This is a genomic window from Sphingomonas sp., assembly GCF_041661825.1.
In the GTDB taxonomy this organism is placed as follows: domain Bacteria; phylum Pseudomonadota; class Alphaproteobacteria; order Sphingomonadales; family Sphingomonadaceae; genus Sphingomonas.
In genome coordinates this window covers 343,328-359,015 of sequence record NZ_JBAZTU010000006.1, presented here as the reverse complement: position 1 = coordinate 359,015, position 15,688 = coordinate 343,328, and the positions used below count along the sequence as shown (strand labels likewise).

13 protein-coding genes are annotated in these 15,688 nt (G+C 65.5%); 6 read left to right on the top strand and 7 right to left on the bottom strand.

The window, feature by feature from the left end; all coding sequences use genetic code 11:
* The first annotated feature begins 12 nt into the window (after positions 1-12).
* Together WC729_RS26775 and WC729_RS26770 are read left to right on the top strand one after the other, a co-directional pair.
* On the top strand, positions 13-2,808 hold the full coding sequence (locus tag WC729_RS26775) for a TonB-dependent receptor plug domain-containing protein (RefSeq protein ID WP_372857664.1): 2,796 nt from the start codon (positions 13-15) through the stop codon (positions 2,806-2,808).
* Between the two features lie 22 nt (positions 2,809-2,830).
* The gene (locus WC729_RS26770; RefSeq protein ID WP_372857662.1) at positions 2,831-4,156 is read left to right on the top strand and encodes an MFS transporter; all 1,326 of its coding nucleotides are present in this window, start codon (positions 2,831-2,833) and stop codon (positions 4,154-4,156) included.
* Positions 4,157-4,189: 33 nt separating this feature from the next.
* Here WC729_RS26770 and WC729_RS26765 read toward each other — a convergent pair whose 3' ends face one another.
* The 7 genes from WC729_RS26765 to WC729_RS26735 form a co-directional block, all read right to left on the bottom strand.
* A complete protein-coding gene (locus tag WC729_RS26765; RefSeq protein ID WP_372857660.1) occupies positions 4,190-5,263 on the bottom strand; it encodes a 2Fe-2S iron-sulfur cluster-binding protein in 1,074 nt (357 codons plus the stop codon).
* A gap of 10 nt (positions 5,264-5,273) precedes the next feature.
* A complete protein-coding gene (gene paaD, locus WC729_RS26760) occupies positions 5,274-5,750 on the bottom strand; it encodes a 1,2-phenylacetyl-CoA epoxidase subunit PaaD (protein WP_372857658.1) in 477 nt (158 codons plus the stop codon).
* Between the two features lie 5 nt (positions 5,751-5,755).
* Complete coding sequence (paaC, locus tag WC729_RS26755) at positions 5,756-6,535, bottom strand: 1,2-phenylacetyl-CoA epoxidase subunit PaaC (RefSeq protein WP_372857656.1); 780 nt, start codon at positions 6,533-6,535, stop codon at positions 5,756-5,758.
* Positions 6,535-6,819 (bottom strand): 1,2-phenylacetyl-CoA epoxidase subunit PaaB, encoded by a 285-nt coding sequence (gene paaB, locus WC729_RS26750; RefSeq protein WP_372857654.1) that lies wholly within the window; start codon positions 6,817-6,819, stop codon positions 6,535-6,537. The genes paaC and paaB overlap by 1 nt, the downstream gene beginning before the upstream one ends.
* 18 nt (positions 6,820-6,837) lie before the next feature.
* Positions 6,838-7,830 (bottom strand): 1,2-phenylacetyl-CoA epoxidase subunit PaaA, encoded by a 993-nt coding sequence (paaA, locus tag WC729_RS26745; protein ID WP_372857652.1) that lies wholly within the window; start codon positions 7,828-7,830, stop codon positions 6,838-6,840.
* Positions 7,831-7,895: 65 nt separating this feature from the next.
* Positions 7,896-9,098, bottom strand: a complete 1,203-nt coding sequence (pcaF, locus tag WC729_RS26740; protein WP_372857650.1) for a 3-oxoadipyl-CoA thiolase — start codon at positions 9,096-9,098, stop codon at positions 7,896-7,898.
* Between the two features lie 196 nt (positions 9,099-9,294).
* Complete coding sequence (locus WC729_RS26735; protein WP_372857648.1) at positions 9,295-10,752, bottom strand: 3-hydroxyacyl-CoA dehydrogenase NAD-binding domain-containing protein; 1,458 nt, start codon at positions 10,750-10,752, stop codon at positions 9,295-9,297.
* A 91-nt stretch (positions 10,753-10,843) separates the two neighbouring features.
* Here WC729_RS26735 and paaG point away from each other — a divergent pair, with 91 nt between their 5' ends.
* From paaG to WC729_RS26715, 4 genes are read left to right on the top strand one after another with little or no spacing between them, the layout of a single operon-like run.
* Positions 10,844-11,632, top strand: coding sequence for a 2-(1,2-epoxy-1,2-dihydrophenyl)acetyl-CoA isomerase PaaG (gene paaG / locus WC729_RS26730; protein WP_372857646.1), 789 nt, complete (start codon positions 10,844-10,846; stop codon positions 11,630-11,632).
* A 29-nt stretch (positions 11,633-11,661) separates the two neighbouring features.
* Entirely contained in the window at positions 11,662-13,689 is a 2,028-nt protein-coding gene (gene paaZ, locus WC729_RS26725; protein ID WP_372857644.1) for a phenylacetic acid degradation bifunctional protein PaaZ, read from the top strand.
* A 2-nt stretch (positions 13,690-13,691) separates the two neighbouring features.
* A complete protein-coding gene (locus tag WC729_RS26720; protein ID WP_372857642.1) occupies positions 13,692-14,984 on the top strand; it encodes an AMP-binding protein in 1,293 nt (430 codons plus the stop codon).
* 56 nt (positions 14,985-15,040) lie between these two features.
* The gene (locus WC729_RS26715; RefSeq protein ID WP_372857640.1) at positions 15,041-15,640 is read left to right on the top strand and encodes a TetR/AcrR family transcriptional regulator; all 600 of its coding nucleotides are present in this window, start codon (positions 15,041-15,043) and stop codon (positions 15,638-15,640) included.
* Positions 15,641-15,688 lie beyond the last annotated feature (48 nt).

The following is a 15,688-nucleotide window of genomic DNA, read 5'->3' as shown; positions in this document are numbered from 1 at the left end:
GGGGGGTCGAGCATGAACAGTACCTATCGTACGAAGTGGCTGTCGAAGAGCGCACAGGCGAGTGGAATCGCCATGGTCGTGGCGACGATGGCGCCAGGTCACGCAGTGGCCCAGGCAGCGGATGCTCCGGCTGAAGCAGAAGCTCCAACGAGCGATATCGTGGTCACTGGCTCGCGCGTCTCGCGCAAAGGCTTCGAACAGCCGACGCCGATGACGGTTCTCGGCCAGGATGTGCTGCAGACGCGCGCTCCTGCAACCATTGCGGACGCCCTCAACCAGCTTCCCTCGGTCGCCGGCTCAGTCAGCCCGCGCAGCATCAACAACAACACGACCGGCGGCACCGCCGGCGCCAATTTGCTCAACCTTCGCAACCTGGGCGTCAACCGCACGCTCGTCCTGCTCGACGGCCACCGGGTCGCCCCGTCGACGGTCACGGGCGCGGTGGATATCAACCTGCTGCCGGCGTCGCTGGTGCAGCGCGTCGAACTCGTCACGGGAGGCGCATCGGCCGCTTATGGATCGGATGCGGTCGCCGGGGTCGTCAATTTCGTTCTCGACGACAGGTTCACGGGCGTGAAGGGCACGCTCGAGACCGGCATCACCGAAGAGGGAGACGCCCGATCCTACAAGGCCAGCATGGCCTATGGCGGGTCGTTCCTCGACAATCGCCTGCGCGTGCTGCTGAGCGGTTCGCTGGAAGATATTGGTGACGCGAGCCCGGTCAGCAGCCGCAGCTGGTCCAAGGGCTACAAGATCGTCGCCAATCCCGCGTTCGTAACGGGCAACGGACAGGCGCCCCTGACGATCCTTCCCAATGTCGGGACCGCGAACGCGACCGCCGGCGGCCTCATCACCGCCGGACCGTTGCGGGGCACACAGTTCCTGCCGGGCGGCACGCCCGCACCCTTCAGCTTCGGCTCGGTCACTGGCCAGCTTTCGGCCGGCGGCAGTGCCGTGGACGACGCGCAATATAACCAGCTCCAGGCCCCGCTGAACAACAAGACGGCCTATGGGCACATCGCCTTCGACCTGAGCGACAATGTCACGCTCTACGGCGAGGCCGGCTATGGCCGCTCGACCACCAGCTACTATACGGTGCCGTTCTTCAAGCTCAACAGCATCACGATCCAGTCGGACAATGCCTATCTGGATCCCGTCACCAAGGCACGGATGGCCACCGCCGGCGTCACGAGCTTCACCATGGGCCGCACCAACCGGGACCTGGGCTCGGTGCAGGGGTTCAACCAGCGCGAACTTACCCGCTTCGTCGGCGGCGCGAAGGGGACGCTGGCCGGCGTCAAATGGGACGTCTATTACCAGCATGGCGACAGCAAGATCATCAATCGGCTCGACAATGACGCCATCGGCGCAAATTATACGCTGGCGGTCGATGCGGTGCGCAACGGCAGCGGCCAGATCGTCTGCCGTTCGACCCTGACCAATCCGACCAATGGCTGCGTTCCGCTCAATGTGTTCGGCGACGGCTCGCCGTCAGCCGCGGCGGCGGACTATGTCAACGGCACCGGTCTCGCCGTCATCCGCATCAAGCAGGATGTGGCGGCAGCCAGTGTTTCGGCCGAGCCTTTCTCGCTCTGGGCCGGGCCGGTCTCGGTGGCAGCGGGCGGAGAATATCGCCGGGACAGCTATACGGCCACGGCAGATGCGCTTTCGACCGCCAACGCGTTCTTCGTCGGCAACTACAAGCCTTCGGGCGGCAGCGTGAACGTGAAGGAAGCCTTTTTCGAAACGGTCATCCCGCTCCTGCGCGACCTGCCTTTCGCAAAGAGCGTGGACTTCAACGGCGCGGTCCGCGTCACGGATTATTCGACCAGCGGGACGGTGACGACCTGGAAACTCGGCGCGACCTGGGACGTCAACAGCGATCTCCGGTTCCGGGGCACACGGTCTCGCGATATCCGGGCGCCCAACCTCAACGACTTGTTTCAGGGCGGTCTGAGCACCACCGTCACGGTCGCTGACTCGCTCACCGGCGCCAATTATTTCACGCAGAAACTGACTGTGGGGAACAGGTCGCTGAAACCCGAAAAGGCTGACACCTACACAGTCGGCGCGGTCTATCGCCCCGGCTGGGCACCTGGGCTGTCCGCCTCGGTCGATTATTTCAACATCAAGATCACCGATGCGATCGTCACCCTCGAGGCGCAGGATCTGCTCAACCGCTGCCTCGCCGGCAACACGGCGCTCTGCCAATATGTCATCCGCAATGGCGCCGGCGCGATCACGCAGATCCAGACGCCAGGGCTCAATGCCTCGTCCGAGAAGACCGATGGCATCGACATCGAGCTCAGCTACCGGACCGCGCTCAGCCGCCTTTCATCAGGATTGGGCGGGAACATCACGCTCAGTGCGCTGGGGACCTGGGTCGACAAGCGCACGGTAACGCTCGGCGCCGTCACGACCGATTATGCCGGCGCTCTATCCGACGCGACCGCAGTCCCCGACTGGCGCTGGCTGCTCAGCGCTAGCTATGACAACGGCCCGTGGTCGACCACCCTGACCGGCCGCTACATCGGGTCCGGCGTGATCAGCAATGCATATAAGAATAACGGCATCACCGACAACCACGTCCCTGCCACGCTCTATGTGGATCTTGCGGCGAGCGTCGACATCCATGTGGGCAGCAAGGGCAAGGTACAGCTCTTCTGGGCGGTCGATAACCTGCTGAACCAGGATCCCCGCGTGACGCCGGCCACCTTCGGCAACACCTTCGCGTTCACCGGGACAAACCAGGTGATCTACGATGTCCTGGGCAGGGCCTTCCGCACCGGCGTCCGGTTCAAGTTCTGATCCGGCAAGCAGGGGTTCGCACATGAGGCCGTCCGTCGATATTGACGCATTGATGGACGGCCGCATGCCGGCCCGACAAAAACTGGTGCTTGGGCTCGGGGCGCTGGCCATCGTGTTCGATGGTTTCGACAACCAGCTGCTCGGATTCGCCGCGCCGGCGATCATGGCGGACTGGCACCTGTCGGCGACGAGCCTGGTGCCGGTCGTGGCGTTCAGCCTCATCGCGATGACCGTCGGCACCGCGCTGGGCGGCTATCTGGCGGATCGCGTCGGACGGCGGCCGATGCTGATCGGCTGCGTCTTCCTCTTCGGCATCGCGACACTCGCCATTGCCGCCGCCCCCGATTTTACGACCCTGATCGCCTTGCGCATCACCGCCGGCCTGGGCCTGGGCGGGGCGCTGCCGGTCGCCGCTGCCTATCTCACCGAGTTCACCTCGAAACGGCATCGCAGCATGGTGGTATCGCTGGGCATCGTCTGCACGCCGCTCGGCGGCCTGATCGCCGGCGCGCTGTCGGCGGTCATCCTGCCCTCGATGGGATGGAGGCATCTGTTTCTTGCCGGGGGCCTGCTCTCTGTGGGAACGGCGATGATGTTCCTGCTGCTCCTGCCGGAGTCGCCGCGCTACCTCCTGGCGCGGGGTGGGCATGATCGCCGAATCAACACGCTGTTGCGGCGTTTTGGCCACGCTATCGACGCGGATGCGCATGTCGTTTGCACAGAGGCCGAGGCGCCTGCGAAACCGGGCCTGACCCAGATCTTCAGCGCGCAAGGCATAGGCCAGACGTTGCTGCTCTGGTCAGCCTTCTTCTGCTGCCTGCTGGCGGTCTATGCGATGTTCAGCTGGGGGCCGACCATCCTCAATGGCGGCGGTGTCGGCCTGCGTGTGGCCAGCATCGGCCTTGCCCTGTTCAACCTGGGCGGCATGCTGGGCGCCCTGGTCGTCGGCGTCGCGATGGATCGCCTGGGTTCGCGCCGTCCGATGCTGGCATTCGCTGCCGCCGCATCAATCGTCTCGGCGATCGCCGCTCTATATTGGAGCTACCCGGATCGCTCGGCGACGGGATTCATGGTGATCTTCGCGATTCTCGGCCTGACGATCGCTGGCCTGCAGGTGGCGCTCTACGCGCTGGCGACCCAGATCTATCCCACCGCCATGCGCGCGTCCGGTGTCGGCTTCGCCGCTGCGATCGGACGCCTGGGCGCAATTGCCAGCTCCGCGGCCGGCGCCCTGTCGCTGGCCAACGGTGCGTCGATATTCTTCGTCATCCTGGCTGTCGCCATGGCTGGCGCGGGGGTCGCGCTCGCATCGATGCGCCACCATTTCAGCGCAACCGCCCGGCCGTAGAGCTGGTCCGGCTGGCCACCCGCTGACCTCAGGTCAGGCGTCGTAATCCAGCGCAACCCCTTCGCCCAGCGGGACGGACTGGCAGGTAAGCACATAGCCCTGCGCCACCTCCTCGGCCGAGAGACCGTAATTGACCTTCATCCGCACCTCGCCGGCGACGAGCCTCGCCCGACAGGTCGCGCAGACCCCCGCCTTGCAGGCGAAGGGAGCAGGCAGGCCAGCCTGCTGGGCGCTTTCGAGGATGCTGCCGGTCTCAGCATGAAAAGGCACGAGCCTCCGGCGCCCGTCGATCGTGATCTGCATGCCGAGGCCCTCGGCCAGGGCGGCGACCGACCGATCGATCTCTTCGTCCGCTGCTGCCGGACGATCGGCGGTGAAGCGCTCGACCAGCACCTGCTGCTGCGGCATGCCCGCGTCGAGCATGGCACGTTCCGCGTTGTCCATCATCGCGCCGGGTCCGCAAATGAAGGCGACGTCGATGCCCTTTGGATCGACGAGAGAGGAGAGCACGCGGGCAATACGCTGCTCGTCCAGCCGCCCATTGAACAAGTCGACGTCGTCCGCTTCGGCATCGAGGAAATGATAGACCTGCAGCCGGTCCATGAAGCGGTCCTTGAGGCTGGCGAGCTCCTCCAGGAACATGATCGAGCTCGAGGTGCGATTTCCGTACAGCAGGGTGAACCGGCTGTTCGCCTCGGTTGCGAGGCCGGTCTCGATGAGCGAGAGGATCGGCGTGATGCCGGAGCCGCCGGCAAAACAGAGATAGGTGCGCGCCTCGCCTGCTTCGAAGGTCCAGGTGAAGTGGCCGCGCGGGGTCATGGCGTCGAGCGTTCCGCCCGGCTTCAGGGACCTGGTCGCCCAGGTCGAGAACCGACCGCCGACGATCCGTTTGATACCGACCTTGAGCGGGCCGCCGGGGGGGACGCAGATCGAATAATTGCGACGGACATCCTCGCCGTCGATATCGGCGCGAAAGGTGAGATGCTGCCCGGGCCTGAAGGAAAAGTCGGAGGAGAGCTCGGGCGCGGGCTCCAAGGTGACCGAGATCGCGTCGTCGGTTTCCTGGCGAACGTCGAGAATCGTCAGCGGATGAAAGCTTGTGGACACGGGATTTTCCTCAATGACATTTGAATCGGTCGAACGGCTCGAGACAGGCGCTGCATCGCCAAAGTGCCTTGCACGGCGTCGATCCGAAGCGGCTGACCTCGATCGTCTCCAGGGAGCCGCATTGCGGGCACTCGACCCGATCAGCGGTATGGGCCGATGGCGGCGCGATACCGTAAGCCCTGAGCTTCTGGCGGCCGCTCTCGCTGATCCAGTCGGTCGACCAGGGGGGCGAGAGCATCGTCTCGATCGGCACACCGCCATAACCGGCAGCATCCAGCGCGGCGCGGACCGAGGCCTGGATGGTGAGCGTGGCCGGACAGCCGGTATAGGTCGGCGTGATCAGAACGGCCGGCGGATCCAGGCGGACGCCGCGAACGATGCCCAGATCGACGACGGACACGACCGGGATCTCGGGATCGGGCACCGACTCGAGCGCCGCCATGATCCGCGCCTGGTCTTCCGGATCAAGGACCGCGTCGGCGCGCACCGCAATTACCAGCGCGCGTCGGGATAGGTCCGCGGCAGATACTGCATCACGGCGAGCAGGTGTCCCAGATGCTCGGAATGATGGCCGGCCCGCCCGCCACGCACGCCGCGCGGATACACTGGCAAAGGCAGGGTGGCCTCGGACACTATACGGGTAACGGTGGCATCGAAGGCGGGCCGCAGCGCGGCACGATCGCTTGCCACGCCAAGCTCGAACAGCATCGTCTCGAGCCCGTCCATGTCGAACAGCTCGTCAACGAACCGCCAGAACCAGTCGAGGCCCTCGATCATGCGCCGACGGCTCTCCTCGGTACCGTCCCCGAGCCGTATCACCCAGTCGGCGGCAAGATCCGCGTGATAGCGGACTTCCTTCACGGCCTTGGCGGCGATCTCGGCGATGCCGGGATGCGCTGATTCCGTCAGGGCTTCGAGATGGGCGAGCTGGAAGGTCGAGAACAGGAATTGTCGTGCAATTGTTTGCGCGAAATCACCGTTCGGCTGTTCCACCATCAGGCAGTTGCGAAACGCCAGCACGTCGCGGCGAAACGCAAGGCTGTCCCCATCCCGCCCCTCTCCCTCGATCCGACCCGCAAGGTTCAGGAACAGGGTTGCCTGGCCGATCAGGTCCAGGCCGATATTGGCGAGGCTGAGATCGACCTCGAGCGCGGGTGCATGACCACACCATTCGGTGAGCCGCTGGCCGAGAACGAGGCTGTCGTCTCCCATGCGGAGCAGAAACGCGGCCAATGCCTGTCGCTGCGCGGGGTCTTGAGCTTCGGTCGCCATCAGATGTGCGTCACGACGTCGGGAATGTCGTAGAAGGTCGGGTGGCGATAGACCTTGCTCTCCGCCGGCTCGAACATCGGGCCTGCCTGGGCCGGGTCGGAAGCGACGATGTCGGCCGACCGCGCGACCCAGAGGCTCACGCCTTCCTGCCGGCGGGTATAGGTGTCGCGGGCATGGCGCAGCGCCAGTGCGGAATCCGGCGCGTGGACGGACCCCACATGCTTGTGGCTCAATCCGCCCCTGGAACGGATAAAGACTTCCCAAAGTGGCCAATCGCCGCTCATCGTGATCCCTTCGAAAAATTAGGCAGCCAGCTTCAGGCGGCGCTTTGCCTCATACGCGTCGGCCGCCTCGCGGACCCACGCGCCGTCGTCCCAGGCCGCACGCCGCGCCTTCATGCGCTCCCTGGCGGTAGGGCCTTCGCCCCGCACCACGGCGTAGAACTCGTCCCAGTCGATCGCGCCGAATTCATGGGCGCCCTTCTCCTCGTTCCACCGCAGGTCGGGATCGGGAACGGTCAGGCCCAGGAACTCGGCCTGTGGCACAGTGATATCGACGAACTTCTGGCGAAGGTCGTCATTGCTGTCGCGCTTGATCCGCCAGCGGAAGCTCTGCGCCGAGTTGGGAGAATTCTCGTCCGGCGGCCCGAACATCATGAGCGACGGCCACCACCAGCGATCGAGCGCGTCCTGCGCCATCGCCTTCTGCTCGGCCGTGCCATTGGCCATGACCATCATGATCTCATAGCCCTGGCGCTGGTGGAAGCTCTCTTCCTTGCAGACCTTGACCATTGCGCGGGCATAGGGGCCGTAGGAGGTGCGCTGGAGCGGCACCTGGTTCATGATGGCTGCCCCATCGACCAGCCAGCCGATCGCGCCGATGTCTGCCCAGGTGAGGGTCGGATAGTTGAAGATCGTGCTGTATTTCGCTTTGCCCGAATGAAGGGCCTCGATCATTTCCTCCCGGCTCGTCCCCAGCGTTTCTGCCGCGCAATAGAGATAGAGGCCGTGCCCCCCTTCATCCTGCACCTTGGCAAGAAGCACGGCCTTGCGGCGCAGCGAAGGGGCGCGGGTCAGCCAGTTGCCTTCGGGCAGCATGCCGACGATCTCCGAATGGGCGTGCTGGGAGATCTGGCGCACCAGCGTCCTGCGATACGCCTCGGGCATCCAGTCCTTCGGCTCGATGAACTCATCGGCCGCGACCCGAGCCTCGAAGGCGGCGAGCAACGTCGGATCCTCCTTCGACACGGCAACCGGCGTTCCGAGATCGGCCTTGGCAAGTTCGGTCGTGTACATGGTGCGCTCCTCTGACCTCGGCCATGGCGATATAATAGACCGACCGGGCGGTCAATTAATATTCGTCACACGCGCTCGATCGCCAGCGCAATGCCCTGGCCGACGCCGATGCACATCGTGCACAACGCCCGCGTTGCCCCGCGCCGCTGCAGTTCTTCGGTTGCGGTGAGCACCAGCCGAGCGCCCGACATGCCGAGCGGATGGCCGAGCGCGATCGCGCCGCCATTCGGGTTCACATGATCGGCATCGTCCGGAAGGCCGAGCCGGCGCAATACCGCGAGCCCCTGGCTCGCAAAGGCTTCGTTGAGCTCGACCACGTCGAAATTGCCGATCCGCAAACCCAGCCGCGCCATCAGCCTTTCCGAGGCCGGCGCCGGTCCGATGCCCATGATCCGCGGCGCGACGCCAGCCACCGCGCAGCCGAGCACGCGGGCGCGCGGTGTCAGTCCGTGCTGTCGAACCGCCGCCTCGCTCGCAACGATGATCGCGGCTGCGCCGTCATTGACGCCCGAGGCATTCCCCGCCGTAACAGTGCCGTCGGCGCGGACAATCGGCTTCAGCCTGGCAAGGGCTTCCATGCTTGTCTCGCGTGGATGCTCATCGCGGGCGACAAGGATCGGATCCCCCTTTTTCTGCTGTACCGGAACGGCGACGATCTCCGTGTCGAAGCGGCCAGCCGCCTGGGCGGCTGCAGCCCGGCGTTGCGATTCGACCGCGAAGCGATCCTGGTCCTCGCGACCGATGTTGAAGTCCTGGGCGACGTTCTCGGCGGTTTCCGGCATCGAATCGATGCCGAATTCGACCTTGAGCTGCTGGTTGACGAAGCGCCAGCCGATCGTCGTGTCATGCACCGCAGCGGCCCGGGAAAAGGCGCTCTCCGCCTTCGCCATCACGAACGGCGCCCGCGTCATGCTCTCCACGCCGCCAGCCACGATCAGATCGGCCTCTCCCGCCTTGATCGCTCGCGCCGCATAGGCAACCGCGTCCATGCCCGAGCCGCACAGCCGATTAATGGTTGTTCCGGGCGCAGTGGCACCCAGGCCGGCGAGCAACGCCGCCATGCGCGCGACGTTGCGATTGTCCTCGCCGGCCTGGTTGGCGCAGCCCATCAATATGTCATCGAGCGCCGCCCAGTCGAGATCGGGATTCCGGTCGCTGAGCGCACGCAGCGGAACCGCGGCGAGGTCGTCCGGACGGACGCCGGCCAGCACCCCCCCGTACCGGCCAATCGGGGTACGAATCGCATCGCAGATAAAGGCGTCGGCCATCAGTTTGCTCCTCGAGATGACAGGGCCGTTCCGCCGACCAGGCGGAGCAGTCCGTGGAAGTGAGCGGCTGCGCCGGCGCCGGCAGCGCGGGCTCCCACCATGTGGCCAGTGCGCGTGCCCTGGGACGCACGCGCCGACCCTCCTTCGGATGGGTCAGGCGCCTCGCTGGCACGGCGGGCCAAGAAATCCCCCACTCTCATGGGACACCGAACATTGGCGACGGCGCATAGATCGGGTCGCCGCTCGCGGCTGCGATATTGCTTAGCGAAGCACGGACGCGATCATCGCCGATGCGCCCTGCCCAGCCGAGCGGGCCTTCGGGATGATTCGCGCCAAATATCATGGCCTCGTCGATCCCGCTGGCGGTCGCCACCTCGTCACGCACCGCGTCGGCGGCGGCATTGGCAAGTTGGGCCAGGGTGCGCAACACGATCTGCCCGGGGCGATCGGGCACCTGCAGCGCCTCACGGCCGAGCGCGCGCAGGAAGCCGGTCGCTCTATCCGCATGCTCGGCCGATCGGGCGGAAATCACACAATGCGTCGCGCTGGAGAAATCACGCGCATGATCGATCAGAACGTCGATGTCGCAACGGCTGGCGAGCGGCCTCCCGTCTCCTAGCGCCATCAAGCTCCCATCAACGCTGAGCGCGTCCGGGCCCAGGCGCGAATCCTCGACCACCGTGATGCCATGGCTGCGCGCGTCGGCGACGAGCGGCGCCAGCAAGTCGATTTGCGAAACGGTGATCGACGCCGGCGCGGAGCCACCGCGCAGGCAGTCCGGTACGGGCAGCGGCTGATTATAGTCATAGACGCCGTGACGCGTCTTGCGGCCAAAGCGTCCCGCCTCGACCAGCGACCGCTGGCTTTCCTGTGGCCGGAACCGGGTCTTGCCGCGATAGGCCTCGTACACCGATGTCGCGACGGCGAAATTCACGTCGTGGCCGATCATGTCGCCAAGGGCGAGCGGTCCCATGCGGAATCCCGCGGCCCCGGTTAAGGCGGCATCGATCGCAGCCGGCGCGATGCCCTCCCCGAGCGCCGCGAAGCCTTCGGCATAATAGGGCCGGGCAACCCGGTTGACGATGAAGCCGGGTACTTCGCGAACCACGACCGGTCGCTTGCCCCAGATGCGCATCAGCGCCGATACCGCGTCGACGGCCATCGGGCCGGTGGCCGGACCGGCCACGATCTCGACCAGCTTCATGCTGGGAACGGGATTGAAGAAATGCAGGCCAAGGAAGCGCTCCGGCCTGGTCAGCACCGCCGCGATATCGCCTATCCCGAGCGACGACGTATTGCTGGCGATCAGCGCATCGCGGCCCACGACGCGCTCGATCGCGCCGAGCAGGTGGTGCTTGGCATCGAGCCGCTCGACGATCGCCTCGACCACCAGGCAGGCGTGGGCGACCTGTGACGGATCGGTGGACCAGCGGATCCGCGCCTCGATGTCGGACCGGGCCCTGTCGTCGAGCCGCCCCTTGGCGACCGAGCTGGCCAGCACCGTGGCGACCACCGATCGCCCTTGCGCAAGCGCCGCCTCGTCCCGGTCGATCACGGTGACCATATGCCCTGCGGTCGCTGCTACCTGGGCGATCCCCGCGCCCATCGTCCCGGCGCCGATCACGGCGATCGGGGAATTGATGTGAATCTCCATGGGACCGCCGACTAGCGACAAAAAAGCGTCTTGCCAATAATAGTCCGACCGGGCAGTCTATTTATAGAATGGCAGGACTGGGGACTCGACGATGTTCGAAACGATCACGCTGGACATCGCCGATGGCGTCGCCCGCCTCACGCTCAATCGGCCCGACCGGCTGAACAGTTTCACCGTCCAGATGCATGGCGAAATTGCCGCAGCCCTCGACCGCGTCGAGGCGGACCCCTCGGTGCGCACGATGATCCTGACCGGCGCCGGCCGCGGCTTCTGTGCCGGCCAGGACCTCGCGGACCGCGCGGTCGCCCCGGGGGGACACGCGGTCGACCTGGGCGACTCGGTCGAGAAGTTCTACGCACCTCTGATCCGCAGGCTAGCCGGCCTGCCCTTGCCCGTCATCTGCGCGGTGAACGGGGTCGCCGCCGGTGCTGGTGCGAACATCGCGCTAGCCTGCGACGTGGTGATTGCCGCACGCGGCGCCAGGTTCATCCAGTCCTTCGCCAATATCGGCCTGATCCCCGATTCGGGCGGCACCTGGATATTGCCGCGCCTGATCGGGCAGGCCCGTGCCCTCGGTCTCGCGCTGACCGGCGATCCGTTGCCGGCCGAGACCGCAGCGAACTGGGGCATGATCTGGAAATGCGTCGATGACGATGCACTGTCCGCTGAGGTCGATGCGCTCGCCCATCGCTTCGCAAAAGGTGCCACCCGCGGGCTTGCCCGCACCAAGGCGCTGATACGTGGCGCCTGGCTCACGTCGCTCGATGACGAACTCGACATCGAGCGCGACACGATGCGCGAGCTGGGTGCCAGCCATGATTATCAGGAAGGCGTCGCCGCCTTCACCGCCAAGCGCCCGCCAGTCTTTACCGGCCGCTGACCATCCACCTTTCTTCCGGGGATATTTCCATGACGACCATGCTTCTCAACTATGTCGCAGACCAGTGGATCCAGGCGACCGGCGGCACGGCGGAACTCCGCTCGGCGGTAACCGGCGAAACTGTCGCGCGCACGGGGAGCCAGGGGCTCGATTTCCACGCGATGCTGAAGCACGCTCGCACCGTCGGTGGTCCGGCGTTGCGGGCGATGACGTTCCACGAGCGAGCGGGCATGATCAAGGCGCTTGGCAGCGCCATCATCGCGCGCAAGGAGGAGCTGTACGCGCTTTCCTGGGCGACCGGCGCGACCCGCACGGACAGCTGGATCGACATCGAGGGCGGCGCCGGGACACTGTTCGCGATCTCGTCCAAGGGCCGGCGCGAACTGCCCGACGACACCATCCTGATCGACGGGGACATGGAGCCGATCGGCAAGACCGGCACCTTTATCGGCCAGCATGTCTATACCTCATTGCAGGGCGCAGCCGTGCACATCAACGCCTTCAACTTCCCCGTTTGGGGAATGCTGGAAAAGCTCGGCCCGGCCCTGCTCGCCGGTGTGCCGGCGATCATCAAGCCCGCCTCCTCCACCGGTTACGTCGCTGAGGCGGCGTTCCGCATCATGGTTGAGGCGGGCGTGCTGCCGCCCGGCGCCATCCAGCTTGTCATGGGGTCGACCGGCGATCTCTTCGAACATCTCGGCTGCCAGGACGTAATCTCGTTCACCGGCTCCGCCGCCACTGCCACCAAGCTCCAGTCCCACCCGGTCATCGCACAGGAGAGTGTGCGCTTCGTCGCCGAGCGGGATTCGCTGAATGCATCGGTGCTGGGGCCGGACGCGAAGCCCGGTACCCCCGAGTTCGACCTGTTCATCAAGGAGGTCGTGCGCGAGATGACGGTGAAGGCGGGGCAGAAATGCACGGCGATCCGCCGCGCCTTCGTTCCCGCCGCGATGCTCGACGCCGCAGAGCGGGCGTTGAAGCTGCGGCTCGAGGCCGTCGTGGTCGGCGATCCCCAGGCCGAAGGCGTGACCATGGGCCCACTCGCCAGCATGAGCCAGCTGGACGACGTGCGCGCAAAGGCACGCCTCCTCGCAAAGGAAGCGACGCTCGTCTTCGGCGACATTGATCGCATCGTGCCGGCGGGGGGTGTGGCAGGGCAAGGCGCGTTCATGTCGCCTTTGCTGTTCCGTGCCGTCGACCCGTGGAACTGCGATCTGGTCCACGACGTCGAGGCGTTCGGGCCCGTCTCCACGCTGATGCCGTACAAGGACCTGGACGACGCGATCGCGCTCGCCAATCGTGGCAAGGGCAGCCTTGCTCTCTCCTTCTTCACATACGATCCCCGATATGCGCGGGATTTCGTCCTTGGTGCCGCTTCCTTCCATGGTCGTATCGTACTGATCGATCGCGACAGCGCGAAGGAATCGACCGGCCATGGCTCGCCATTGCCGACGCTCGTCCATGGGGGCCCGGGCCGGGCCGGCGGCGGCGAGGAGATGGGCGGCGTGCGCGGCGTGAAGCATTATATGCAGCGCTCTGCGCTGCAGGGAAATCCGCGCACGCTGTCCGCCATCGTCGGCCAGTGGCTGCCCGGCGCGCCCCAGCCGGAAGGCGAGCTGCATCCCTTCCGGCAGCGCTTCGGGGAGCTCGCGATCGGCTACACGTTGCGGACTGGATCCCGCGTCGTGACGCTGGAGGATATCGAGCATTTCGCACACTTCACGGGCGACACCTTCTACGCGCACATGGATGAGGAAGCGGCAGCCGCCAACCCGTTCTTCCCGGGCCGCGTCGCGCATGGCTATCTGCTGCTGTCGTTCGCCGCTGGCCTGTTTGTCGATCCCGCGCCGGGTCCGGTGCTTGCCAATTACGGCCTGGAAGCGCTGCGCTTCGTCAAGCCGGTGTCGCCCGGGGAAGAGATCAGCGTCGCCCTCACCGTGAAATCGAAGGCGCGGCGCAACGATGAATATGGCGAGGTGCGCTGGGCCGTGGCGATCAGGGACGGCGTCGGCGACCTGTGCGCAACCTATGACCTGCTGACCATGAACGCGATCTAGGCGTGGACGAAACCGTGGATTTCGGCCCCCAGACGGTGTCGGCGTTGCAAAAGGTGCAGCTCGAGCGATTGCGACGGACTGTTTCGCACGCCTACGCCCGGGGTGTGCATTACCGGCGCGTCCTTGACGGACATGGCGTTGCCCCGTCCGATCTCAGGTCATTGGAGGACTTGGCCCGGTTCCCGTTTACGACGAAGGCGGATTTCCGCGACAACTATCCCTTCGGCATGTTCGCCGTGCCCATGCAGAGCATCGCACGCCTGCATGCCTCATCCGGCACCACGGGACAGCCCACGGTCGTCGGCTATACCGCGGGTGATCTGCGGACCTGGGCGGGACTCGTCGCCCGTTCGATTCATGCCGCGGGTGGTCGCCCCGGCATGAAGGTGCACATCGCCTACGGCTATGGCCTCTTCACCGGCGGGCTGGGTGCCCATTACGGCGCCGAGGCGCTTGGCTGCACCGTCATCCCAATGTCGGGAGGCCAGACCGGGAAGCAGGTGCAGATGATCCAGGACTTCGCGCCCGAGATCATCATGGTGACCCCAAGCTACATGCTGGCGATTCTCGATGAATTTCGGCGCCGCGGGCTGGACCCGTCAACCTCGTCGCTTCGCTACGGCCTTTTTGGTGCCGAACCCTGGACCGAGGCCATGCGGCGTGAGATCGAGCACGCCTTTTCAATGCAGGCGAGCGACATCTACGGTCTCTCCGAGCTGATGGGCCCGGGCGTTGCCGCGGCGTTCGTGGGCGATCCGATCGGCCCCACGGTCTGGGAGGATCATTTCTATCCCGAGATCGTCGACCCGGACACCGGGCACGTCCTCCCGGATGGGGAGCAGGGGGAGCTGGTGCTCACCTCGCTGACCCGTGAGGCGATGCCGATCCTGCGGTACCGGACGCGCGATCTTACACGATTGATGCCCGGCAACGGCTCGCCGATGCGGCGCCTCGCCAGGATCGTCGGCCGGTCTGATGACATGATGATCGTTCGGGGCGTCAATCTTTTTCCCAGCCAGATCGAGGAGATGGTGATCGGCCTCCCGGCCCTCAGCCCCCATTTCGAAATCGAGATCAGCCGACTGGGACGCCTGGACACGCTCCTGGTCAGGGTCGAGCCCCGCTTCGGTGCTGGCGGCGATGACGCGGCTTTGGCCTGCCGGCACCTTGCAGCCCGGATCAAGGACCTGGCAGGCGTCAGTGCCGACGTGCGGCTTGAGCCGGCAAATTCCATTGCTCGGTCTGCCGGCAAGGCGGCACGCGTCCAGGATCTCCGCGGAGCGCTGCACGCTTGATCCGATCCCTCAGGATGATAGTCCGTAGGACTTCAAGCGAATGACGAAGGCGGACAATGGCTCGGACACAGGCGGCGGATTATGAACAGCGCCGCGAGGCGATTGTCGACAACGCCGCAATCCTGTTCGCTCGCCAGGGCTTCCATGGGGCGTCGATGGCCGACCTGGCGAAAGCCTGTGGCATGTCGAAGTCGCTTCTTTATCACTACTATGCCGCAAAAGAGGATCTGCTCTACGCAGTGATGCTCTCCCACGTCGATCAGCTCGTCGGCGAGGTCGATCATGTCATGGAGATGGACCAGGAGCCAACGGCGAAACTATCAACGTTGATCCACGCTTTCATGACCCATTATATCGGCGCCACCGATCGGCAGAAAGTGCTCCTCAACGAGCTGGAGAACCTGCCTCCTGCGCAGCGCACGCTGATCGTTTCGAAGCAGCGCATGATCATCGACAGCCTCCAGCGTCTCCTCGTCGATATTTTCGGCAAGAAGGAAACCGATGCCGAGGCACGGGTCCGGACGATGCTCGTCTTCGGCATGATCAACTGGACCCATACGTGGTTCGATCCCAGCGGCCCCGTCTCCGCCGACAAGCTCGCGAACATGGTCGTCGATTTCACCATCGGCGCCGCGCGCCGCGACAGCCCAGCATAGCGCCTCGAGTGGCCGCGCATGAGGCTTCACGCCGTTCATGCGCCTCAT